This is a genomic window from Acinetobacter sp. YH12138 (assembly GCF_015218525.1).
GTDB classification, from domain to species: domain Bacteria; phylum Pseudomonadota; class Gammaproteobacteria; order Pseudomonadales; family Moraxellaceae; genus Acinetobacter; species Acinetobacter amyesii.
Map to the genome: position 1 here is coordinate 1,373,809 of NZ_CP048670.1, position 20,646 is coordinate 1,394,454.

Annotated in this window: 24 protein-coding genes; 19 read left to right on the plus strand and 5 right to left on the minus strand. The window is 39.5% G+C overall.

Annotated features, from left to right (window positions below; translation table 11 throughout):
- Positions 1-3: 3 nt before the first annotated feature.
- The 4 genes from G0029_RS06670 (at position 4) to G0029_RS06685 (ending at position 1,592) form a co-directional block, all read left to right on the plus strand.
- Positions 4-459: a hypothetical protein gene (locus G0029_RS06670; RefSeq protein WP_180110101.1), complete on the plus strand. Its 456-nt coding sequence runs from the start codon at positions 4-6 to the stop codon at positions 457-459.
- 56 nt (positions 460-515) lie between these two features.
- Positions 516-737 (plus strand): hypothetical protein, encoded by a 222-nt coding sequence (locus tag G0029_RS06675; protein WP_218948129.1) that lies wholly within the window; start codon positions 516-518, stop codon positions 735-737.
- A 138-nt stretch (positions 738-875) separates the two neighbouring features.
- On the plus strand, positions 876-1,037 hold the full coding sequence (locus G0029_RS06680) for a hypothetical protein (protein ID WP_180110100.1): 162 nt from the start codon (positions 876-878) through the stop codon (positions 1,035-1,037).
- 93 nt (positions 1,038-1,130) lie between these two features.
- The gene (locus tag G0029_RS06685; protein WP_180110099.1) at positions 1,131-1,592 is read left to right on the plus strand and encodes a hypothetical protein; all 462 of its coding nucleotides are present in this window, start codon (positions 1,131-1,133) and stop codon (positions 1,590-1,592) included.
- 22 nt (positions 1,593-1,614) lie between these two features.
- Here G0029_RS06685 and G0029_RS06690 read toward each other — a convergent pair whose 3' ends face one another.
- Positions 1,615-2,361 carry an IS5 family transposase gene (locus G0029_RS06690; RefSeq protein ID WP_180168141.1) on the minus strand — a complete coding sequence of 249 codons (747 nt, stop codon included), beginning with the start codon at positions 2,359-2,361 and terminating at the stop codon, positions 1,615-1,617.
- A 63-nt stretch (positions 2,362-2,424) separates the two neighbouring features.
- Here G0029_RS06690 and G0029_RS06695 point away from each other — a divergent pair, with 63 nt between their 5' ends.
- From G0029_RS06695 to G0029_RS06755, 13 genes are all read left to right on the plus strand, one after another.
- Positions 2,425-2,814: a hypothetical protein gene (locus tag G0029_RS06695; protein WP_180110147.1), complete on the plus strand. Its 390-nt coding sequence runs from the start codon at positions 2,425-2,427 to the stop codon at positions 2,812-2,814.
- Between the two features lie 103 nt (positions 2,815-2,917).
- The gene (locus tag G0029_RS06700; protein WP_180110148.1) at positions 2,918-3,298 is read left to right on the plus strand and encodes a hypothetical protein; all 381 of its coding nucleotides are present in this window, start codon (positions 2,918-2,920) and stop codon (positions 3,296-3,298) included.
- A gap of 353 nt (positions 3,299-3,651) precedes the next feature.
- The gene (locus G0029_RS06705; RefSeq protein ID WP_180110149.1) at positions 3,652-4,356 is read left to right on the plus strand and encodes a hypothetical protein; all 705 of its coding nucleotides are present in this window, start codon (positions 3,652-3,654) and stop codon (positions 4,354-4,356) included.
- A 39-nt stretch (positions 4,357-4,395) separates the two neighbouring features.
- Positions 4,396-4,566 (plus strand): hypothetical protein, encoded by a 171-nt coding sequence (locus G0029_RS06710; RefSeq protein WP_180110150.1) that lies wholly within the window; start codon positions 4,396-4,398, stop codon positions 4,564-4,566.
- Between the two features lie 8 nt (positions 4,567-4,574).
- On the plus strand, positions 4,575-4,865 hold the full coding sequence (locus G0029_RS06715) for a DUF4236 domain-containing protein (RefSeq protein WP_180110151.1): 291 nt from the start codon (positions 4,575-4,577) through the stop codon (positions 4,863-4,865).
- A gap of 80 nt (positions 4,866-4,945) precedes the next feature.
- Positions 4,946-5,689 (plus strand): hypothetical protein, encoded by a 744-nt coding sequence (locus tag G0029_RS06720; RefSeq protein ID WP_180110152.1) that lies wholly within the window; start codon positions 4,946-4,948, stop codon positions 5,687-5,689.
- Positions 5,689-6,225: a hypothetical protein gene (locus G0029_RS06725; protein WP_227591884.1), complete on the plus strand. Its 537-nt coding sequence runs from the start codon at positions 5,689-5,691 to the stop codon at positions 6,223-6,225. The genes G0029_RS06720 and G0029_RS06725 overlap by 1 nt, the downstream gene beginning before the upstream one ends.
- Positions 6,226-6,286: 61 nt before the next feature.
- Positions 6,287-9,829, plus strand: coding sequence for a tape measure protein (locus tag G0029_RS06730; protein ID WP_180110153.1), 3,543 nt, complete (start codon positions 6,287-6,289; stop codon positions 9,827-9,829).
- 8 nt (positions 9,830-9,837) lie between these two features.
- Positions 9,838-10,305 (plus strand): hypothetical protein, encoded by a 468-nt coding sequence (locus tag G0029_RS06735; protein WP_227591886.1) that lies wholly within the window; start codon positions 9,838-9,840, stop codon positions 10,303-10,305.
- Positions 10,306-10,812: a hypothetical protein gene (locus G0029_RS06740; RefSeq protein WP_180110154.1), complete on the plus strand. Its 507-nt coding sequence runs from the start codon at positions 10,306-10,308 to the stop codon at positions 10,810-10,812.
- Positions 10,809-11,177 carry a hypothetical protein gene (locus G0029_RS06745; protein ID WP_180110179.1) on the plus strand — a complete coding sequence of 123 codons (369 nt, stop codon included), beginning with the start codon at positions 10,809-10,811 and terminating at the stop codon, positions 11,175-11,177. The genes G0029_RS06740 and G0029_RS06745 overlap by 4 nt, the downstream gene beginning before the upstream one ends.
- Positions 11,155-13,950, plus strand: a complete 2,796-nt coding sequence (locus G0029_RS06750) for a host specificity factor TipJ family phage tail protein (RefSeq protein ID WP_180110155.1) — start codon at positions 11,155-11,157, stop codon at positions 13,948-13,950. The genes G0029_RS06745 and G0029_RS06750 overlap by 23 nt, the downstream gene beginning before the upstream one ends.
- 53 nt (positions 13,951-14,003) lie before the next feature.
- Positions 14,004-16,286 carry an SGNH/GDSL hydrolase family protein gene (locus G0029_RS06755; RefSeq protein WP_180110156.1) on the plus strand — a complete coding sequence of 761 codons (2,283 nt, stop codon included), beginning with the start codon at positions 14,004-14,006 and terminating at the stop codon, positions 16,284-16,286.
- A gap of 6 nt (positions 16,287-16,292) precedes the next feature.
- Here G0029_RS06755 and G0029_RS06760 read toward each other — a convergent pair whose 3' ends face one another.
- Positions 16,293-17,159, minus strand: a complete 867-nt coding sequence (locus tag G0029_RS06760) for a hypothetical protein (RefSeq protein ID WP_180110157.1) — start codon at positions 17,157-17,159, stop codon at positions 16,293-16,295.
- Between the two features lie 176 nt (positions 17,160-17,335).
- On the opposite strand from G0029_RS06760, the gene G0029_RS06765 reads away from it, so the two are divergent.
- Complete coding sequence (locus tag G0029_RS06765; protein WP_180109369.1) at positions 17,336-17,617, plus strand: holin; 282 nt, start codon at positions 17,336-17,338, stop codon at positions 17,615-17,617.
- A complete protein-coding gene (locus G0029_RS06770) occupies positions 17,614-18,390 on the plus strand; it encodes an N-acetylmuramoyl-L-alanine amidase (RefSeq protein WP_180110158.1) in 777 nt (258 codons plus the stop codon). Before G0029_RS06765 ends, G0029_RS06770 begins: the two co-directional genes overlap by 4 nt.
- A gap of 141 nt (positions 18,391-18,531) precedes the next feature.
- On the opposite strand, the gene G0029_RS06775 is transcribed toward G0029_RS06770, so the two are convergent.
- The 3 genes from G0029_RS06775 to xseA all read right to left on the minus strand — a co-directional run bounded on the left by G0029_RS06775 (position 18,532) and on the right by xseA (position 20,615).
- Positions 18,532-18,756 carry a hypothetical protein gene (locus G0029_RS06775; RefSeq protein ID WP_180110159.1) on the minus strand — a complete coding sequence of 75 codons (225 nt, stop codon included), beginning with the start codon at positions 18,754-18,756 and terminating at the stop codon, positions 18,532-18,534.
- Positions 18,757-19,150: 394 nt separating this feature from the next.
- Positions 19,151-19,345, minus strand: coding sequence for an exodeoxyribonuclease VII small subunit (gene xseB / locus G0029_RS06780; protein WP_180110160.1), 195 nt, complete (start codon positions 19,343-19,345; stop codon positions 19,151-19,153).
- Entirely contained in the window at positions 19,335-20,615 is a 1,281-nt protein-coding gene (xseA, locus tag G0029_RS06785; protein ID WP_180110161.1) for an exodeoxyribonuclease VII large subunit, read from the minus strand. The genes xseB and xseA overlap by 11 nt, the downstream gene beginning before the upstream one ends.
- Between the last annotated feature and the right edge of the window lie 31 nt (positions 20,616-20,646).

Here is a 20,646-nt window from a genome sequence, read left to right on the forward strand (position 1 = left end):
AAAATGACCTTAGTTGTAGAAATTGAAAAAAGCAAAGAAACATCTCTTTGGAAAGAATACAAAGATGCTGAAGGTAACGTATTAGCTCGCTTCAAGATTCGTGGTGAGGCATATAAACCATATCGTGTTGCATTAGAACGAGCACAGAATCAGGTCGCATCTAAAGGTTATGTAGTATCTACGGCCAGTGGTGAAGATAAGCTTTATCATGAATTATTACTTGAAGCCGCTGCTTGCCACCTTATTGAAGACTGGGATGGTGTATCTTTCCGTGAAAATGGCAAAGAAACTGAGCAGCCTTGCACACCTGAGAACGCCACCAAGTTGTTAAACATGGGTGATGTCGGGGTGGCGATCTGGGCTTTTGTGAAATCTCATGCTGAGCAGATCCAATTAGAAGCAGATGCGGTTAAAGCTGATACTTTGGGAAAGTCACAAAGCTCTACCAATGGCACGTAGGAGACGGCGGACTAACGGAGTTTCAAAAGAAGATCCGTGAAAAGCAAGGGCGCAAGTTGGATGATGCGCCTGAGTTTAGTTATACAGCTCACGCTATTTTGAGTGCATTTAATGTAATCGCTCGGGGGCGCTCATATCATCCTGTAACTATGCCGATAGATGGTAGCCATATCAATGCGTATCTTGAGTTGTATGAAGCACCTTGTGAGCTGCATATCTTTGTTGAGTGTGTCTTTGCTTTGGATAATTTGTTTTTGGATGGGGTGAGGGAGAAATAAAATTAAATTCAACAAGTTAAAAAACATTGACCGAAATATATAATAAAATTAATAAGTTAGATAAAATTTTGTACTTGAACTATATTATCTTGTAGTTAATATAGGTTTCTCACTAAGCTTAAAAAAAGGAGAATAGTAATGACTAAGATTGTGGGGAGCATAGGCGCATTATGGTTGTTGGTGTGCGCTATTGCGCTTAGTTTTAATGCCCCATTACCATTTAGTGGTGCAACACAGGATTTTGGCTCAAAAGCTCGCGTTGTTACTGATGCATTTGTGGAAGCACAGTTGAATAAGTAAAAGTTTAGTTCTATGGAAACCACCCTGCGGGGTGGTTTTTTGTTACTACAAACGATATATATTAAAGATTCTTAAAAAATATTAAGGCTAACGATGAATGGTATATCTACATTCCTTCAATTAAATTCAGCGCTAATCACTGGCCTGCTAGGCTTGTTCGGAGCTTTGGCTGGTGTAATTATTACGAATTATTACAACTCAAAGAATAGTGATAAAAAAATCAATTTTGATTTAATGGACAAAGATCGAGAACGAAAATTTAACCTTAGAAAAGAAATATACTTAGAAGCTGTTGATTCGATTGTTGATTTCGAGGCAATGCTAGGAGCTGTAGCAACAGCACCATCCCTTGATGAGTTTAATGATTTTCATAGGGAACAAACAAAAAAGTTGAAAAAATTAGAGCTAATAAGTGATATGGATATATCAATAAAGGTTGCTGATTTAAGTGCTCACTTCCGCTATCTCATAAACTATATTTTAACTGCGAAGGAACCAATCTTTAAAATTGAAAGAGAATTAGATGAACTGATGGAAAAAATTAGGGTGTGTTGACATTTACAGCCGATAAATTGAGCTAAAGAGGCAACCATATAAATATACAAGCTAAAGCAACAGCGCTTTGATAGTTACGTTTTAGCTTATCGTATCTTGTGGCAATTCCTCTAAATTGTTTTAATCTACAAAACGCATTTTCAACTAAATGTCTGATTTTATACATATACCAGTCCATATCATCATTGCTAGATTTGGCATTTGATCTTCGAGGAATGTTTGCTTTCGTATTACTTTCTCTAATTTTCTTTTTGAAACTTTCTGAATCATAGCCTTTATCTGCACATAGCATTTCTGACTCTGTTAAATCTAATTTTGATACAAGATCAGGTGCAACCTTAATATCATGTGAAGTTCCATCTGAAATAATAAATTCAATAGGATTACCATTTGAATCGATTGCTAAATGTATTTTTGAACTATTACCACCAATACTTTTGGAAATACTTTGATTCTTAATACCGGCTGAATGTTGATGCGCTCGTACATGGCTCCCATCGATAAAAATCCACTCTTTATCAGCATGCTGGCTGAATAATTTAAAAATATTCATAAACTTACTATTTTTAGACCATCGATTATATTTCTTAAAAATAGAATTTGATTTACCAAACTCTTGAGGTAAATCACGCCAAGGACAGCCTGTTCTAATTCGAAATAAAATCGCTTCAATAAAATTCCGTAAATTTAATTTGAGATAAATATTAAAGTGACGGAAAATAGCAAGTAACTTGGACCAGTGTTGATCATTTAGCATTGTTCGAGGCATAGCGAGTGTAAAATTGGGTTTGGCGATTTAATTTTACTATCTCGCTATTTTTTTAATCAACAAATGTCAACAGACCCTAATGAAATTGGTAAAAAAGTTGAGTGGTTTGATAACGGGGGTGCTAAATCTTATAACGCTAAAGCTGGAGAAGAAGCAAAGTTAGAATATTTAATGAATATTAAATTGGGACAAGAGCTTAGCGCGGAGAGTTCAGAAAAGGTAAAGCTATTATTTCATGAGCAACATAAACTAGCGATGTATCTACTGGACTACTTTGACAATATTTCTGGATTGATTGGAACCATATACAAAGGTTTTAGAGCAGATTTTGGTCTAGATTTGTTTGATTCGAATCGCCATGATCTTAGTGATCAAATAAATTTAAAACAAAAAATTAATTCAAACTTTCAAGAGGCAATGGGAGATGCTAAAAATAAAATATCTTCATTGTAGTTTGGTTTTTGGTGCCGATTAGAATTTCAAAGAATACTCTTCGGAGTGGTTTTTTTGTACATAAATTAGTATCTTGTTCTAAATTAATAAATTGGGGCTGGGCGTGAAATCCAAACTATTTGTTTTTATAACCTTATTTTGTTGCTCAATAGCTCATGCTGATTTAATAGACAAGCATACTAAAGTGCTTGAGGAAGGAATGTACTACCCAGAACCAATAGCAACTAGCGATCCAGAATTAAAAAACCAAATTTGTTCTGCGGTTTTTAGTTTTGCGGAAAACTCCTTTAAAGCAAGACAAAATGGTGCAAGCGCAGAGGAAATGTTTTCTGTAATTAATGAGAAGGATGAGCCTTCAGTAAAAAAAGCTATGCAATCAATAATTGTTGATAGCTTCAAATACCCAATTATGTATAGTGGAGATGGCTTAATCTCTGCTGCTTCTGATTATGCAAACCGGTTTTACATCGACTGCATGAATTAACTTTAAACAATACAAAATATCCGCCCATGTGGCGGTTTTTTTAAACCCAAAGAAAAACCCCGATGCGGCAAACATCGGGGTTTTTTGATTCCACTCAACCGAGAAGCAAAGAGGAAATGTATCTATGCCTGAAAGTATAACAGTGATTATTAAATTTGTAGAGGCAATCATGGATAAATATGGTTTCTGGAAAGTAACATTCATCATCATATTGATGATAATTGCATGGAAGTCACCTGAATTAGTATCAGCAATCAAATCCTAAACCGACCCAAACGAGGTCGGTTTTTTATTATCTGCGTAGACTTTTTGCAAATAAATGATTACTTTATCACCTTTATTTAGGGGGTAATATGAAAAAATTATTAGCAATCGGTACTTTATCTTTAATTTCATCTTTGGCTTTGGCAGATAAGCCTTTGTTGATTCAACAAGGCACGCCCGAACCAATGAGCAGCTACGAAACCCCTGTAGCGGAAACACAATACACACCATTGCAACCAACAAGATATAAAAACGAGACAGCGCTTAATGCTTCGTTAATGCTTGAGTATTCAGCCCAGAAAGGCAAATTTGCAAATGATATTGATGAAGATCTAAAGGGTTTTGGTATCGGGATTTCATCAACTCCACACCGAAATGGTTATTGGGGTAAGTTTGAATATCAACAGAGTGATAATTACGATGGTAGCGCATACGAGTTTTCATTCGGTGGCCACTTAAACCTGATCAATGCTAATGGCTTTTATGCGTTAGCAACCGTGGGTACAGGGGTGAGTATTTTAGAAGCCGATGGGTTTGATAATTCTACCTATTGGACGCTGCCAGTTGGTTTGGAGTTGGGATATACACCTATGCCAAATCTTTCTGTTTATGGTGGTGTTGGATATAAATGGTCTTGGGATATATCATCATCCACAACATGTAAAGACGGAACCACAAGCAACAGTGTAGGTAGCGGAACATGCTCGTCACACGATGGGATTGATCACTATAATTACACCATTGGTGATTATGATGGCATGACATACAAAGCTGGATTACGTTATAACTTCTAAAACGTTAGTATTTTGATTACTCATTACAAGGGGATAAAAATGAAAATAATAGTAGCAGTGGTTCTTGCTTTAGGTTTATCAACTGTCGCTGAAGCTGGTCGCGGAAAGCAACCTTGTTCAGGCAAGAAAGGTGGCATAAGTCATTGTCAGGGATCTAAATTTGTATGCAAAGATGGTTCGATTAGTGCATCTAAGAAAATCTGCCGATAGGTGATGTTATGGGTTTTGGATTCCGGAAAAGTTTTAAAATAGCACCAGGTGTTCGCCTTAATGTGGGTAAGAAAGGCATAAGCAGTGTATCTGTTGGTGGGAAGGGTGCGCGCGTCAGTGTAGGCAAAAAAGGCACAAGAACAACAATTAGCGCTCCAGGTACAGGATTGTCTTATTCAACATTTAAGTCGCACTCTAAAACCACTCGTAATGCTTCAAATAATACTGAACCAAATTTGGCTGTTAGTATTATTGTGGGGTTCATAATATTGATTTTCTTTATTTGGCTTGTTAGCTAAAAAGACAACCGCCCAAGTGGCGGTTTCTTTTTATCCCGCAAATTAGTATCTTGTTCTAAATTAATAAATTGGGGTGGGGTGTGGAGGACTATTTAGGCAAGGCTGCTAATGAGAAACAAGCGGCTAAAATTGCCATAAGAGAAAGGAGGTTTGATGATGCTTGGAGACACTTGAGCAATCAAAAAATATTATACCTCAAGCACGCTCACAGGGAGCGGTTCTCAGCAATGCACACGCTAGTTATAGACTCTTCGCCACATGAAGATATGGCGAATATTTTAAGAATTGAGGGTAAGCACGGGAATGCCTTAAGCAATATATCGTATACATATAAGGCAGCCTACACAGCAAACCGACCAACCATTACACTAGAGAGGAAGTTGGAGGCATATTACAATAGGGCTTATAAAAACAACAAGCCATTTAAGAGGTTTTTATCTTTACTAAAGGCATTACCAAATAGTGATTTTGGGTCTGTAAAAATGTTTGTAGAAAAGTTCTACCCATTAGCCCCAGATATTTCTGATGAATCAGCCACATTAGAGAAGAAGGTTGTTGAAAATACAGGGCGTAGGATAGTAGAGCAGGCGACTAAACCTCAAGTGCTAAAAAATAATTATCAAGGTGTTATACACATTAAGCCCAAAGAAAATGATCTTAATGATGCTAAATACCCAGAACCAGCTTATTTAAAAACAAGTAATATTGCCCAAGATGCTAGTAATGGCGATGGGAAAATACTCGGATACCCTACGTCTGATTGGGTTGTTGGACTGGTTGCTGGGCTAGTTATTTTGGTGATTTTTATTTGGATTATAGGTTGATGGTAGATATGAAATCGGTTGTTTTATTGCTATTTAGCTTAGTTGGTACTGGTGCACTCGCCAGTGATATTTATACTTTTAAAAATTCAGATGGCGATACCATGCTATCAAATCGCCAGCCCGATGAGAAAAAATTTACTGAAATCAAAAAAATTAAAATTGATAATTCTGCTTATGAGGATTGGAGATATAGCTGCTCAAAAGACAAATTCAATGGCCAGAAAAGTTGCTCACTGCATAAAGCATACAGTGATGTCATGGTGAGTGTGTTTGATGGTCGCTATAGTGTTTATGTTGGGCGAAATCACTTTCCACGCACTCAGAGTGCCATAAAAATTGATAACAATGCTCCAATTTATGGCTATGAAGGATCGAGCAACACCCCGCAAAAAGTTATTGAGCAAATGAAAAAAGGCAAAGTTGCTTACACTCGATACAAAGAGTGGCCTTATGAGTACAACCAAGATGGTGAAACCGATCTAACCGGATTTGCTGAAAAATACAATGAAATGCTAGAGGAATACAAAAAACTCTAGTCAACACAATCAAATCAACCTCGCTTTATGCGGGGTTTTTTATTGCCCACAGGAAAGCAAAATGACTACACAATCAAGTCGTTTAGTAATTGAGATTGACTCCCGCAATGCTTTGCGCAACGCACAAGCCATTGGTAGAGAGCTTGAAAATATTGAGCGAAATGGTACACACGCGTCGCGCTCTATGGATAGTGTGTCTGTAGCTACCCGTCAACTTGCTGGGCACATGGCAGGACTACTAACTGTTGGTGCGGCAGTAGCAAAAATGGATGCCTATACTGGCATGCAAAACCGATTAAAACTGGTTACAGAGTCGCAAGAGCAATTAAATTTATCAATGAGTGATACTTTCGTTATTGCTCAGAAGTCCTACCAATCATGGGATTCTGTGATTCAGGTTTATCAGCGCTTTAGTGATAATGCGAAAACACTAAAAATTGATATGGCTAAAACAGCCGAATTAACAGAAACAGTTTCGAAAGCTGTTGCAATTTCAGGTGCAAGCACTCAAGCAGCTGAAGCAGCATTAACCCAATTTGGTCAAGCGTTAGCCTCTGGTACATTGCGTGGTGAAGAGCTCAACTCGATTCTTGAACAAACGCCAGCTTTAGCCAAAGCAATTGCTCAGGGTATGGGTATTACAGTTGGTCAACTTCGCTCTGTTGCTGCTGAGGGTAAGATCACTGGCGAAGTTCTGGTTGATGCACTAACTAAATCAAAAAAATCTGTAGATGAATTATTCGCCAAAACCGATGTAACTATTGGGCAGTCGCTTCAATTGCTGAGCAATGAGGTTACAAAATTCACAGGCGAAGCAGGCAAAGCGTCTGGCGCTGCAACCACTCTAGCTAGTGGAATTCAAGTACTGGCAAATAACCTTGATGCTATCGCAGGCATTGCCATGGTTGGTGGTGCAGCATTACTTACCAAGACCATTCTTACTCAAACAGTAGCTATTCGCGGATCAATTTCCGCTACTTTGGAACGCCGCGCAGCAGATACAGCAGCCATACAATCTCAAGTTCAATTGGCAGCAATTGAGGTACAGCGAACGCGCCAAGTTGCAGCACTAGCTTTAACTGAAATCAACTTAGCACGTCAGGAATTAAATAGCGCAACAACACGCCAAGCACGAGCTGCCGCAACTATGCGATTAACTCAGGCAGAGATTGCACACAATATTGCCGTTAAGCAGAGCACAGCAGCCGTAGCCACTCAAACTGCTGCTGAAAATGCATTAAATGCTAGTCGTTCACGCGGAGCAATGTTGCTTGGTTTGGTTGGCGGCCCAATTGGTGCAATCACAATCGGTGTGGCTGCATTAACTGCAGGATACATGTATCTTCAAAAACGCACAGCAGAAGCAAATGCAAAACTTGAAGAACAAGGCAAGGTAGCTGAGAAGACCAAGGAAGAACTTTTGGCTCTAAAAGGTGTTCAGCTTGATGTTGCTAAAGATGATTTGGCGGCATCATTTGAAGACCAGAACGACAAATTGAATAAGTTAAACTTGTCGTTTAATGGCTTTATTCGCACAGTTAAAAACGCGAATGCTGGCAATAAAGAGGTCCGTGAAATCTCAGATCAGGTGCACAAAGGATTGATGTCACAAGCTGATGCTATCGAGAGATTGAACAAACTAAAACTATTAACACCTGAGCAAAAATCCCAAGGTTTGGATTTAATTAAGAGTTACGAGGAGGCCAGAGTTAAAGCACAGCAAAATGCAGATGCTCAAAAAACTCTAGGTCAGCAAGTAACTTTATCTGGTAATGCTGCATCTAATGCTGTTGGCAAAGTAAACGATAATACCAATGCAATGTATAACAATGCTGATGCAGCAAATGCCGCGGCAGACGCACAGTCTAAGTACATTTCAAATCTACAGAAAGGTGCTGCACAAACCATTATGACCAACAAGCTAATCGCCAAGGGATGGGAGATTGAGCGTGCAAAAATGGCATCACAAGCAGCCTTTGAAAATGGAGGGAAGGTTTCAGCAAAAGATATTCAAATTATTGATATGAATATCGCGGCAAATAAGAAACTGCAAGCCTCAGAGGATGCAATTGCCAATGCTAAAAGAGGATCATCTAAGGCATCGAGAGCAGCTTTATCACAGCAAAAGAAAGATGCTAAAGAAGCGGATCGTTTGGCGGAAAATCAAGCCAAGTCACGCATTGATATCGATTACAGATATCTTGATGAATTTAAGAAATTCCGCGCTGATTATCTTCGTGAGGTTGAGGAGATAAACAAGGCGAATTTTGGAAGTGAAACTTCAAGCATGCTTAAAAAGGCTGAAGAAAAATATCTATTTGAGGAGGAAATGTATCTTCGGCAAGTCACTGAAGAGATAAATGCTCACAAGTGGTCTGAAAACCAAAAGCTTAAATACTTCTATGAAACGCAAAGAATCATTGTGAGTGAGTCTGGTAAATACAATGACGAAATTAAGAGCTTAAAGCTAAATGCTCTCAAGGAGCAGGAGGCCCACGAACTCGGCCTCATCAAACTCGCCAAAGAGCAGCGGATTTTTCAAATGCGAGAAGCTCTTTTATCTGAAACTGAAGCAATGCAAGAGCGATACCGTTTAGAGCGTGAGCAGATTCTTCTAAATTCAAATATAGATAAAGAGGAAAAGCAGCGTCAGATTGATTTAAGTAAAGCAGCTCAACAGGAGGAAAATCGTAGACGCTTAAATAATGCTGTTCAACAATGGGGGCAAACTCAAGCCGACATGAATGGCACAGGTGATCAATTTTCGCTGGAGCAAGAACGCTTTGATCGATACGACCAGTCGCAAGCTCTTTTTGACGCTGAGATGGCGATGGCCGGTGAAAACTATGCATTAAAAGAGCAGGCTTATCAGTCGCATCATGACCGGATGGCGGAAATTGAGCAAAACTACCGCATGTCATCTATACAACTTCAAATGGGCTATGCAGGAAATATTGTTGACTCTATTGCAAGCATGATGAAATCGATGGGTGGTGAGCAATCAAAGGGGTATCGTGTCATGTATGCTGCATCCCGCATGTTTACCATTGCGAATGCTACACTTGCGTTAATTGAGAATGTGTCAAATGCTTCAAAGGTTGGCTTCCCACTTAATATTCCACTGATTGCAGGAGCCTTTACTCAAGGTGCGACTATTGCATCAATGCTTAGCGATGCACCACAAGGCTTTGCAACTGGTGGACTTATTCGTGGTCCAGGCACGGGAACAAGCGACAGTATTCCAATTATGGCCTCAGATAAAGAGTTTATGGTGCGTGCTGCTGCTGTTAAGAGTATAGGGGTAGATAACCTCAACTATATAAATGAGTATGGTGAGTTGCCGAAAGACACTTATCGTGTCGGTAGCGGGACTGTGGATGCGATTAAATCCAACATGATGGCAGGTGAAGTTATTGTTCAGCCCCAGATCAATATCAATGTGCCGCCCGGATATACAGCAAAGCAAAGTCTGGGTGCTGACGGCACTGTGGATATTGATGTGGTTCGCCAAGAAATTGCAGGAACATTTAACAGGATACGAAAATCAAATAGTACCGAGAGTCGCATACTTCAAGAAACCTTTGGATTAAGCCCCTCAAGATAGGAAAAAACATGGATCAATTTATGCTTTGTCCTCTACGGGAGGGATATAGCTTCACGCCGGGTAATAATGTGCGTGAACAAAAAACAGAGGGAGGTATGCCTCGGCAAGTGATTAAATTTGTTGGGGCAATTCATTCAGTTTCTGCCGCTGTGTACTTGAAAGACCCTAGAGAACGTCAATATTTCTGGGCATTCTGGCGGATCAATCAGACTAATATTTGGCGATGGAATCTGACTTTGGATAACGGAATTAAAGAAGATTGCTTGTGCCAATTCTCAGCTGAAAGCGTGCCACAAGAAAATATGGTGGGCAATATTGGGCGGCAAGTGATTATCAATATTTATGTTGTCCCAATTAAGCGTGACCCAGCGTTTGATAGAACAATCATAGATTTATGGCAATCAGGATTAATCAATAATTTGAGTGATATTGAGAAAATTCCGAATGTCTGGTTGCCCGATGCTGTGGGGGTTTAAATGGAAATTACTGCTGAAATGTCATCCTTGCTGGATCAGTCTGCTGGGCCGACAGGATTGATCGAATGCATTGAAATTTCACATTCGAAATGGCCGGCTGTTTTGCGTTATGTCATTAACTCTAGTGAGCCGATGGTCTTGACACATGAAAATGGCCAAGCATTTGAATACGTCTATGCTCCGATCAGCATTACCCGTTCTTCAGAAGAGGATACGCTTGAGCAAGAATTAAGTTTCAGTCTGGGCGATGTTGGTGAAACAGTTCCTTTACTAATCGACCTGATTATTCACGATGAAGAAATTGAATTGCCGCTAGTGTCATACAGAGCGTATTTGATTGGCCAATATGATTCTCCAATCTTTGTTGCGCGTGATCTTGAACTTGAAAATGTGACGCGGGACTGGAAAGGCACACAAGGCGATTCCAAAGCACCAGGGTTAAATGATTCAGGAAATGGCGAGGTGTATTCCGCATCGACTGACCCGAGTTTAATAGGATTTTACTGATGATTAATCGCTTATTTCACTGTGAATACAATCCGCAGAACTATCACTGTGTTCATTTTGTGATTGAAGCAGCTCGAGTGCTCTACGGAAAAGATTACTCTGCAAGTTTTATTGGTCTGACGGGTTCACTGGATGAAACAGTGAAAACTTCACGTTCAACCATAATCAAAAATAAGCGTATAGATCGGCCCATTGAGGGTTGTATCGTCCTGATGTCATACCACAACGAAAGCTCGCATGTCGGGCTTTTTTATCGCCAGCGGATATTTCATTTAACAGAAAAAGGCGTGCAACGAATCACGTTAGAACAAGCAAAACCAATGTTTAAAAGGATGCGTTTTTATGAGCCAAATTTGCATCATTAGGAATGCTCTCGATCATACCGAGCAAGAGGTTGTGCAATCTGAAAATGCGTTAAAAACCTTTCTTAAAGTTAGAGCAAACCATCCGCATGCGCGGATATATCGCGGGAATCCATGTCCTGAAAATGACATCACACCATCGCAACAGGGCAAAGCTAGTATTGCGAGGCTACTTGAAACAAATGAGGATCTAACAATTGTTTGTTATCCGGGTGATATCATTTCCGCTGTGAACTATGCTGTCGCTAAAATCTTCGGTGAAGCGGTTCAGTACTTCGTTAAAACACCTAAATTTGATAACGGCAGTAAATCTTCTGGTTCCAGCAATAACAACTTGTCGAACCCAGAAAATAAGCAGCGTATTAAAGAGCGTATTCCCTATATTATTGGCCGTGTCAAAGCGATTCCAGATCTACTCGCGCCTGCACTTCGTTACTTTAAAGAAGGTGTTGAAGTTGAAGAGCTGTTGATGTGCTTGTGCGAAAATCCAGTTCAAGTGTCCAATTTTAAAGAAGGCGATACACCGGTTGCGGAGATTCCAGGTAAATCAGTCACTGCATATGACTTAAATCAGTCCATTATTGGTGCTGAAAATATCTATAAAATTGGCGATAGCTTTACTGATGCGCCGGTTGTAGCGAAACAAAATAGCTCTGTGAATGGTCAGACTTTACTACCACCTAACAGCACCCGATTTGAGCGCTCAGATGTATATTTTGTTTATCCAAACCAAATCAAAACGCTTAACATTACGTCTGATTTTGAAAAGTTTGTTGTGAATGAATTGGTGACAATTGAAGGGGCGAATTTTGGTATTGCAGATTTAGCCATCACCGGCTCAGTCAATATTAATTATCTGACCCAAACACTTGAAATTAGCTCGAATCAAACTGCAGTTAATTTTCAGGATTTTCGCAAGATCAATATCACCGCCATGCTGATTGTGGACCCGATTAACGGGCAGCTTGATCTGGCTGGCCTATATGATGTTGAAAGTATTTCGTATAGCGCGGGCGTGTATTCAATCAAGCTGTTGAATGCGACCAGTACTAATACAAATTTTGCCAATTTAACTGAAAATGCAGTAACGAATTTGAGTGCAAATTTAACAGCCAATACTGCAAACATCTTTTTAGATGGCACGTACACTATTACTGGCATTGATAAAGCCAACCGTTTGATGACGATTGCAACACCGAGTACAACAAATCCGGATTGGAATAAATTAGCTGATCTGGCGGGGCAGCAAACCCCGACAACACGCATTAAATTACGTGGCAATCAGGAAAACTATATTGGCTGGTTTACGATTGATTCGCCGCAAGCTAAGGGTCTGTTGCTAAATTTTCGTGCCGGAAATGGCATCTATCAAGGATCGTCCGCAAAAACAGTCAGCATTGAAGCCGAGTATCAGCAAGTTGTGAATAACGTACCAACGGGCCAGATTTATCGCAGAAGCATCACTTTGACTGGTAAATCAAATAACCGTGATGCTGTGGGCGCGTCAATGTGGATTGATTTGCCATTCTCCGGTGCTGTGCGGTTTCGTGCACGTCGAACCAATGATAATGGTGATTCTGCTGAATTAATGGATGAAACCAAATTTTATCAAGCCTATGCATATCATTATCTTGAAAAACTGGTTTACTCGAACCGCATTATTGTGCGTGCAAGAACGGTGGCTACAGCGAATGCGACAAGCCAAGATTCACGGCAGCTTAACTGCATTGCTGAAAGTCTGGTGTATTCATATCGTGGTGGGGTTAAATCTGCTGAACGTATTGCTTCACGCAATATTGCAGATACCACGATTGATTTGGCTCTGCATCCGAAAATCGGGCGGCGATTTGAATCTGAAATTGATTTTGATCGTATTTATCAAGTTGTGGATGATCTGTTTGCGTATTTCGGATCTGAACGTATGACTGAATTTAATTATACGCTTGATAACACAAACACCTCTTTTGAAGAGATTATGCGCATGATGTCAGCAGTTACGTGCACGCATGATCGTCGGGTGAATCGAAAGATTTATTATGATCTTGAAGGCGCTGAAAATGAGCCATTAATACTATTTAATCATCGCAATAAGAAATCTCAAACAGAGGTCCGTTCCCATAGCTTTCGGGTTGAAAATCGGCATGACGGTGTTGAGTTGACGTATATCGATTCGGATGAAGGTTGGATTGAAAAGACGCTGAAAATTCCAAATGAAGCGATCAATAACCCAAAAAAGATTGAAGGTACCGGTATTGTTTACAAGCAGCAAGCACATATAGTTGCTTGGAGAGCATGGAATAAGCTGAAGTTTAGTCGTGTGACGGCACGCTTCACTGCCTACCACGAGAGCGATCTTGTATTTCGTGGTGACTGTATCTTGAACACTGATGACACCCGACTCGGCAATTGCACCAGTGGTGAAGTGTTGAATTGGAATAATCTTTCAATTGAGGTCTCGCAGCCCTTTGAATTGTTGCCAAATCAGCTATATGTGATTCATCTACAGCTGAAAAGCGGTGTCATTGATGTGATGAAAATCACTCAGGGTGAAGACGAGTTTCACTTTGTACTTGAACGTCCACCAATGGAAGCTCTGGTCACAACTGGGCAGGTTAAAACTGTATATTCAGTCACGACCGATGATAGACAGAAAGAGCAAAAGTTTCTTGTATCAAGCAAGAAGCCAATCAATGTGTTTGAAAATGAAGTAAGTGCAATTAATTTTGATGAGCGCTATTACAGAAACGACAAAGACATCATAAGTAATTTGATTTAAATAATTTTCAACTTATGCCCGCGATTATGCGGGCTTTTTTATGGAATAGAGATATGGCTGAGATGATCCCCGCTCAAGTGCATCAAGACATTGAAGACATCGGAAAAGCAGTCAATACAGATGCGATTATTACCCCGCGTTATGGAGCACCGTTTAAGTCAATTCCAATGATTGAGCGTGAAGCTTTTGCTGATATTGTTGATTTGCGTACAAATAAAGCGGATAAAGTTGAAGTTGAAGTAGCGCTGCAAGCTAAAGCGAATGCGACGGATGTGTACCCAAAAAACGAAATTTACACTAAAAATGAAGTGGATTCGGTGGTAAATTCGGCAGTTTCAACTGTCGCAGGCGGAAATTATGGCTTTAATACACTTGCTGAATTTGATGCTATAAAAGACACTATTCCAGCTAACTCAACTGTGACAATTGCTGAGGCTGGGGCAAATCAGGGTGATAATATTTGGGATGGTGTCACGCTGATGAAAAGCCCGTATGATCCAAAGTTACAAGCTAATTTATATACAGACAAAGAAATCTCTAAAACAAACGATTACGCAGATCAAAAAACTTTCGAAGCTCAGTTGGCGGTTTTCGGGTCTTACAAGAACCATGCAAACAGTTCAATAGATGGCTATATATCAAAAACCGACGGATCTATTGTTTCCAATGCAAACTGGAAATCAACCAGCTTCATTAGTGTTAACGCGGACACAATGTTAAAAAGAATTGGAGTGTTAATAGGGTCCTCATCCGCAGCAGCAGCTGTTGCAATGTATGATGCAAATAAAAACTTTCTGGGCATCTATACAGATACTGCTGCAACATTTGAAATCAAGCCGACAGATATATTCCCATCTGCTCGTTTTGTTCGTTTAAGTATTCAAGCTGCTTCGGTTTCTACTGCCACAATTAATGTGTATGTGAGTAACCCATTAGTTGCAGATTTCTTTAAATCAAATGACGTAGAAAAAGGTTATGTCACTCTAGCGGGCGGCTTTGTTGCATCTGACACATGGGAAACTACACCGTTGGTGCCTGTGAAAGTTGGGCAAAAACTCGTTTATACGGGCAGGGGCAACGCAACACTTGTAGCTAGTATTTCAGCTTTTGATAAAAATGGGGCATTTTTACAATCCCTTTATGCATCATCTGTTGAGTCGAGCTTTAATCTTCAAATCAACGACTCAAATATCGCATATGTAAGGGCTACATCTGCAATGTCTTACGCGCATAGCCTTTCGGGGTTTTATATACCTGAATCAAAATCTAAAAAGTATTCAACAATCGTTCCGACGGAAATATACGCATTAAAGAATGAGCCGATTTTTTTGTACGCAGATGGCATCGTAGGCAATGCTGATAATGTCGCTTGGAATATCTCTGAATCAAATCAGAAAGTTTGCAAAGTTATTCCGAGCACATCAGCATCAATCCCAGTTCAGCTTCAAACTACCGAAGATATGAACGCTAAAAAAACTTTAGCTTCATTTAATGTTGTTGTGACTGATACGCCAGTTAATCCGTCTGCAAAGCGTTACATCATTGCCTTAGGTGATTCACTGACGGACAGTGTGGCAAATTCAGGAATCAAAGGCGCGTGGCCGAATGAATGCAGCCGCCGTTTAAGCGGAATAGGGTTTCAAATTTTGTCTGCTGATCTAAGCCCTACGCCGCTTGCAATGTCAAATTTTGAATTTATCGGCACATTAGGGGATAAAGTCGTAAAGCATGAGGGGCGTGGCGGCTGGCGTGCAAGCCACTATCTAAACAATGCGTCTGTTACTACGCAAACGAATGCTTTTTGGAATCCGGCTACTTCTCAATTTGACATGAGTTATTACTTATCTCAAAACGGATTTAGTGGAGTGAATGCAACAGGATCTAACTTAACTGTAGTGATCTTGCTGGGATGGAATGACGTTTACAACAGTACCGCAAAACAAGCAGCAATTGATCTTGGATTGCTGATTGATAAGATCCGTTCAACACATCCAAGTACAGACATTATTTGTCTAGGTTTAAATCAGGCGCCTGAAGTCAATTTCAAAAGTTTCACCGGTAATCGATTTATTTCAAAACGCGACGTTTTTGAATCAATTAAGCAATTTAATGACGAATACAAAGCAATGATAACGACGAAATCTAATGTCGATTTCCTGCAAATTAGCTGTGTCTTTAATTCAGAAATTGGCTACAACAAATCAGATTTTGCGGTCAGTGCTCGTTCTGCTGAAAAAATCAGCGGTGTCGCTGATCATGTGCATCCGAATGCAACCGGCTACGCAATGATTGCGGATGCTGTTTTTTATAAGTTGCTTTATAAATACTGTCGCTAGTCTTACTTATTTTGCTTGTTCTTGGGAAAACTTGACAATGGCTTTGTAAGCATTGCTTTGAATGTCAAATACGGCTGGTTTATTGTCACTAGCTTGCTTAGCCCTAGCTTTTTCCCAGAGAACAACCCCATCAGCCCCCAGCTCTTTAACATAAGACAAACTATGGTACATGTTTTCCTCGGATAGAGGGGTAATATGCATAGTATCCGGACTTGATATTTTCCAATTACTAGTTGATAGAAACGGAATGATTTTTAGATTTCTTTGTTTCGCAAACCGTTGCGCTTCTTTGATATTGAATTTTGCTTTGTCATTCCAAACATTCATGTCAGTTAAGTTATAGTAATAAAGAGTTGGATATAAGATATTTACATGGTTGGCTATTTCAGCATATTGGTCATTTAATTTTGAAAATGATGCTTTTTTATCTACGCTTAAATAAGCATTAGGAGTTAATTGAGGTAATACTCCATACACTCCAATTGGTGCGGCCCCTCCAAATTGATGATAGAGCTTTAATGCATCAAGAATGACTGGAAGATTTCTTTTGGGATCATGACGAAATGGGGGCTCAATATCAAAACAAATAGGTGTCTGAGGATTGAGTTTGGACTCATCAGCAATCCGCTTTATTTTTTTAGGATCTGCTTGATTATTGCTTAATATAAATCCCATAGTTACAACTTTAATAGGCTTGATGTTTTTAGTTTTTAAATAATTATTAAACTCATCAGTGTTTTTTGTTTGGACAAGCTTTTGATTTGCTGTGGTGTAATTACCCCAGCGTAAAAACTGATATACCTCAAATGCATTCGCGTGAGTAGTAATTGCTAATCCTAAAATTAGAGTTTTAAAAATTAGTAGTTTATTCATAGCAATAGTTTCATGAGACCGAGTTTATTTATATTTTATTATCAACTTATATGTAGCTTTAAGGAGAAAAGTAATGGTTACTGTCATTTTATGTAATTTATTTTATTAGTGAGCTTATTTAAATAGCAGCACAGCACCATCAGGTGCTTTTTTATTGCCAATAATTAGGGGGATTCATGCAAGAGCATGAGAGAAATTTACTATTGCTCATTGTCATTGGGGCAGCTATCGGTTTTGCAAAATTGCTTGTGTCAGATGAAAAGTTGACATGGCGTTTAGCAATTGGTCGAACAATTTTAGGGTCTGCTACTTCAACAATCGCAGGAGCGGTTGTTTTACAAATACCCGATATCAATCCTTTAGCATTACTAGCCATTGCTTCAGCTGTGGGCATTTTAGGAAGTGCATTTATCGAATCATGGCTTAAATCACAAGTTACAAAGTGGAGTATCAAATGAAACTAATCGATAACTGGAAGCAGGCTTGGAAACTAAAGTCAGTACAAGTGGGCGCATTTAGCGCCTTTTTTTATGCCTTGATTTTATTCTCAGAGCAGTTTTTAAATATCTGGAATGTTATTCCACAGGAACTAAAAAACAAGATTCCTGAAAACATTGCAGAGTGGGTAGGTCTCTTTATTGGTGTGGCCACAGTGCTTGCACGCTTGAAAAAGCAGCCTGAACTACACGATGTAAATCAATTTGTGACAATAACAGCAGGGCATAGCAATGCAGATCCGGGTGCTGTCAGCGACAAATATAAAGAAGCTGAATTGGTGCGACAATTCCGAAATGCCGTAGCACATTATCTTGCAGCCGCAGGTCTGTTTTATAAAACCGATGGCGCAGGCACAATCAACCTTCCTCTTACAAATGCTATTGCATTGGCGAAGGGTGCATCGATCGCAATCGAATTCCACATGAATGCATCTACAAATAGCCAAGCAAATGGCATTGAAACAATTGCACTACCTAAGGATAAGGTCTTGGCTCAAAAATTATCTAAGGCCGCGGCTGATGTTTTTGGCAGTCGTCTTCGTGGTGATAAAGGTTGGATTGATCAATCACAGTCAGCCCGAGGAAAGCTTGGATTTATTAATGCTGGAGGCTTGATTGTGGAGCTTGGCTTTATTTCAAATGCGACAGAACTTGCAGCGTTTCATTCAAAATATTGGTCGGCTGCGAAAGCTGTTGCTCAAGTAATCATCGAACATGAAAAAGCCCTCAAGTGAGGGCTCATTTATCTCAACTACAAAGGGCTTCAATTGCCCTCAGCTTTACGCTAGATACTTAAATTATATTCCAAGAATTATTAACAGTACAATAATTACCAATGCGTCCAAAAAAATTGAGTAAACATTTAAGCGTTTTAGTTATTCACTAACTATCTCCACACCTTCCCAAAATTCGCCTTTCTTCTTAGCTAGAAAAATATCAGCATCTCGAATGCTCATAAAATATTTGGCTTTCTCATAATCACTAGTCCAACACCAACCCGATTGATCTACAAAATTCACTTCTGATAATTCCCAATAATCCAAATCATCTTCTTGTTTCACATAGGAGAGATACTTTTTATTTCTCTTCATAACAATCATAGATTCACCTCACCAGCTATCAACATTAACAACCCATCAAGTCTTTTTCTCAAAACGCTATCCATTTTTTTAGTGTATTCAAAGTAAAAGTAGAGCCAAGTTTTCATTTTTATTCTCGTTCTAAGTTTGGCTCCAAGTATACATATATAGTCATGAAAAAAATGTAGACTGATTTGTAGACTGTTGAATTATATTTGTAGACTGCTAGTGGTTGCTAGTGCGAAGTGTTGTATATATACAATATATTTAAAAACAATGATATACCGTTATTTACAGCCAATTAGATTAAATGCAGAACAATGTTCTCAGAACTGGCGCTTCTAAGTGAAGCAAAATTTGAGCAAAAAAAACGCAGCTTAGGCTGCGTTTTTTTTGCAAATGATGAGCTGAGAAATCAATCTTTAAACGTATCATTCAGTGCCTGTTGTACTGCTTCAACACGGGTCTTGCAGGATTTATAGGCTTGCATCGATTCTTCAACGATTTTCATAAGATTATCAATATCGGGTTCTTGCTGAGATTCGAGTAATTCAGCATTACGTTTTAAAACTTCATAGCCTTCTTTAAAACTTAGAGTATCAGTCGTCATGATTTTTTACCTGTATATGTTGAATGTCAGCCGTGATGATGCCGTCTTGCATTTCAATTTCAATCGGCGAATGCGCTGAAGGCTGAAGATTTTTCGTTGCAAGAATGGCGTGACCTTGCTGCCGCACGATGGCATAACCTTTGGAGAGCACATGTGCAGGGTTTTGCAGCAAAGTCTCACGCATGAGTATTTCAATATTCTGCGTAGCTGTTTTAAGTTGTAACTGAGCAAAATAAGCAGTGTTATCTTGGTATTGCTGTAAGAGCCGAGTTGAGTCATTGATTTGACTCTGAGCCAAGGTCTTTATGGCTTGTAGTAACTGATCATTTTGACTTTGATATAGAGCAATTTGATGTTGTGAGCGTAGTTGAATGCTTTGTAATGCCTCTAAAACTTCCTGAGTTCGCTCAATAATATGATTACGAATCCCCCCAATCACTTTACTCGGGGTGTCGAAAGAACGATGTGCAATTTCATCTAAGATCGTACGGTCTTTTTCATGGCCGATACTGACCCAAATTGGCACGCTACGCTTAGATAGAAGTACAGCCAAATCATAATCATTCAGATAAGCAAGATCGTTAACAGCACCGCCACCACGAATAATCACGATCAAATCTGGCGCAGTTTGAAAGTCATTGGCCCATTGTCTTAAACCCAGTGCTAAAGCATCTCGGATACTTTGTGCTGCGGTATTTCCTTGAAAGGTGGCAGCATGATAGACAAATTCACACACGCCAGCATGTTGTAGTGCATCTGCATCTTTTTTAAAGTCACCTAAGCCGGCCGCATTTTCAGGTGCAATAACCAAGACATGCTGAATATCAAATGGCGCAGGCAAATTTCGATTTTTATGAATCAGACCTTCGCTGGTGAGTTTCTCTAAAATTTGTTGATAACGTCGAGCCAGATCACCCAAAGTAAAACTCGAATCAATTTCTTCGATATTGACTGAAAAGCCGTACTGTGGGGCAAATTTGGCACGCACTTTAACCAAGACATTTAAGTCGCGACTGAGCTCAATGCCGCTTTCACGTTCAAATTTTCCGACAACTTTATTTGCGGTAAATTTCCAAATTGTGGCCTTACAACTGGCAATGACTTTATCGCTTTCTTGTTCTTTTTCAGCTAATTCTAGATAGTAATGTCCACCTTTGATGTTTAAATTTCGAATCTCGGCTTTGACCCACACGGCATCATCAAAAGCCAACTGAATGACTTCTTTGACCGCAGATAGGTATTCGCTCAGCGTTAATTGAACATCAGACATAATTTAAAATAGGAGAATATAAAAATGAATA

Bases quoted from the DNA above. Each gene is read 5' to 3' on its own strand.
- G0029_RS06760 (WP_180110157.1), bottom strand. From the start codon at position 17,159: ATGAATAAACTACTAATTTTTAAAACTCTAATTTTAGGATTAGCAATT.
- G0029_RS06715 (WP_180110151.1), top strand. From the start codon at position 4,575: ATGGGTTTTGGATTCCGGAAAAGTTTTAAAATAGCACCAGGTGTTCGC.
- G0029_RS06755 (WP_180110156.1), top strand. From the start codon at position 14,004: ATGGCTGAGATGATCCCCGCTCAAGTGCATCAAGACATTGAAGACATC.
- G0029_RS06685 (WP_180110099.1), top strand. From the start codon at position 1,131: ATGAATGGTATATCTACATTCCTTCAATTAAATTCAGCGCTAATCACT.
- G0029_RS06710 (WP_180110150.1), top strand. From the start codon at position 4,396: ATGAAAATAATAGTAGCAGTGGTTCTTGCTTTAGGTTTATCAACTGTC.
- G0029_RS06770 (WP_180110158.1), top strand. From the start codon at position 17,614: ATGAAACTAATCGATAACTGGAAGCAGGCTTGGAAACTAAAGTCAGTA.
- G0029_RS06670 (WP_180110101.1), top strand. From the start codon at position 4: ATGACCTTAGTTGTAGAAATTGAAAAAAGCAAAGAAACATCTCTTTGG.
- G0029_RS06765 (WP_180109369.1), top strand. From the start codon at position 17,336: ATGCAAGAGCATGAGAGAAATTTACTATTGCTCATTGTCATTGGGGCA.
- G0029_RS06750 (WP_180110155.1), top strand. From the start codon at position 11,155: ATGAGCCAAATTTGCATCATTAGGAATGCTCTCGATCATACCGAGCAA.
- G0029_RS06695 (WP_180110147.1), top strand. From the start codon at position 2,425: ATGTCAACAGACCCTAATGAAATTGGTAAAAAAGTTGAGTGGTTTGAT.
- G0029_RS06735 (WP_227591886.1), top strand. From the start codon at position 9,838: ATGGATCAATTTATGCTTTGTCCTCTACGGGAGGGATATAGCTTCACG.
- G0029_RS06690 (WP_180168141.1), bottom strand. From the start codon at position 2,361: ATGCCTCGAACAATGCTAAATGATCAACACTGGTCCAAGTTACTTGCT.
- G0029_RS06725 (WP_227591884.1), top strand. From the start codon at position 5,689: ATGGTAGATATGAAATCGGTTGTTTTATTGCTATTTAGCTTAGTTGGT.
- G0029_RS06730 (WP_180110153.1), top strand. From the start codon at position 6,287: ATGACTACACAATCAAGTCGTTTAGTAATTGAGATTGACTCCCGCAAT.
- G0029_RS06740 (WP_180110154.1), top strand. From the start codon at position 10,306: ATGGAAATTACTGCTGAAATGTCATCCTTGCTGGATCAGTCTGCTGGG.
- xseA (WP_180110161.1), bottom strand. From the start codon at position 20,615: ATGTCTGATGTTCAATTAACGCTGAGCGAATACCTATCTGCGGTCAAA.
- G0029_RS06775 (WP_180110159.1), bottom strand. From the start codon at position 18,756: ATGATTGTTATGAAGAGAAATAAAAAGTATCTCTCCTATGTGAAACAA.
- G0029_RS06705 (WP_180110149.1), top strand. From the start codon at position 3,652: ATGAAAAAATTATTAGCAATCGGTACTTTATCTTTAATTTCATCTTTG.
- xseB (WP_180110160.1), bottom strand. From the start codon at position 19,345: ATGACGACTGATACTCTAAGTTTTAAAGAAGGCTATGAAGTTTTAAAA.
- G0029_RS06680 (WP_180110100.1), top strand. From the start codon at position 876: ATGACTAAGATTGTGGGGAGCATAGGCGCATTATGGTTGTTGGTGTGC.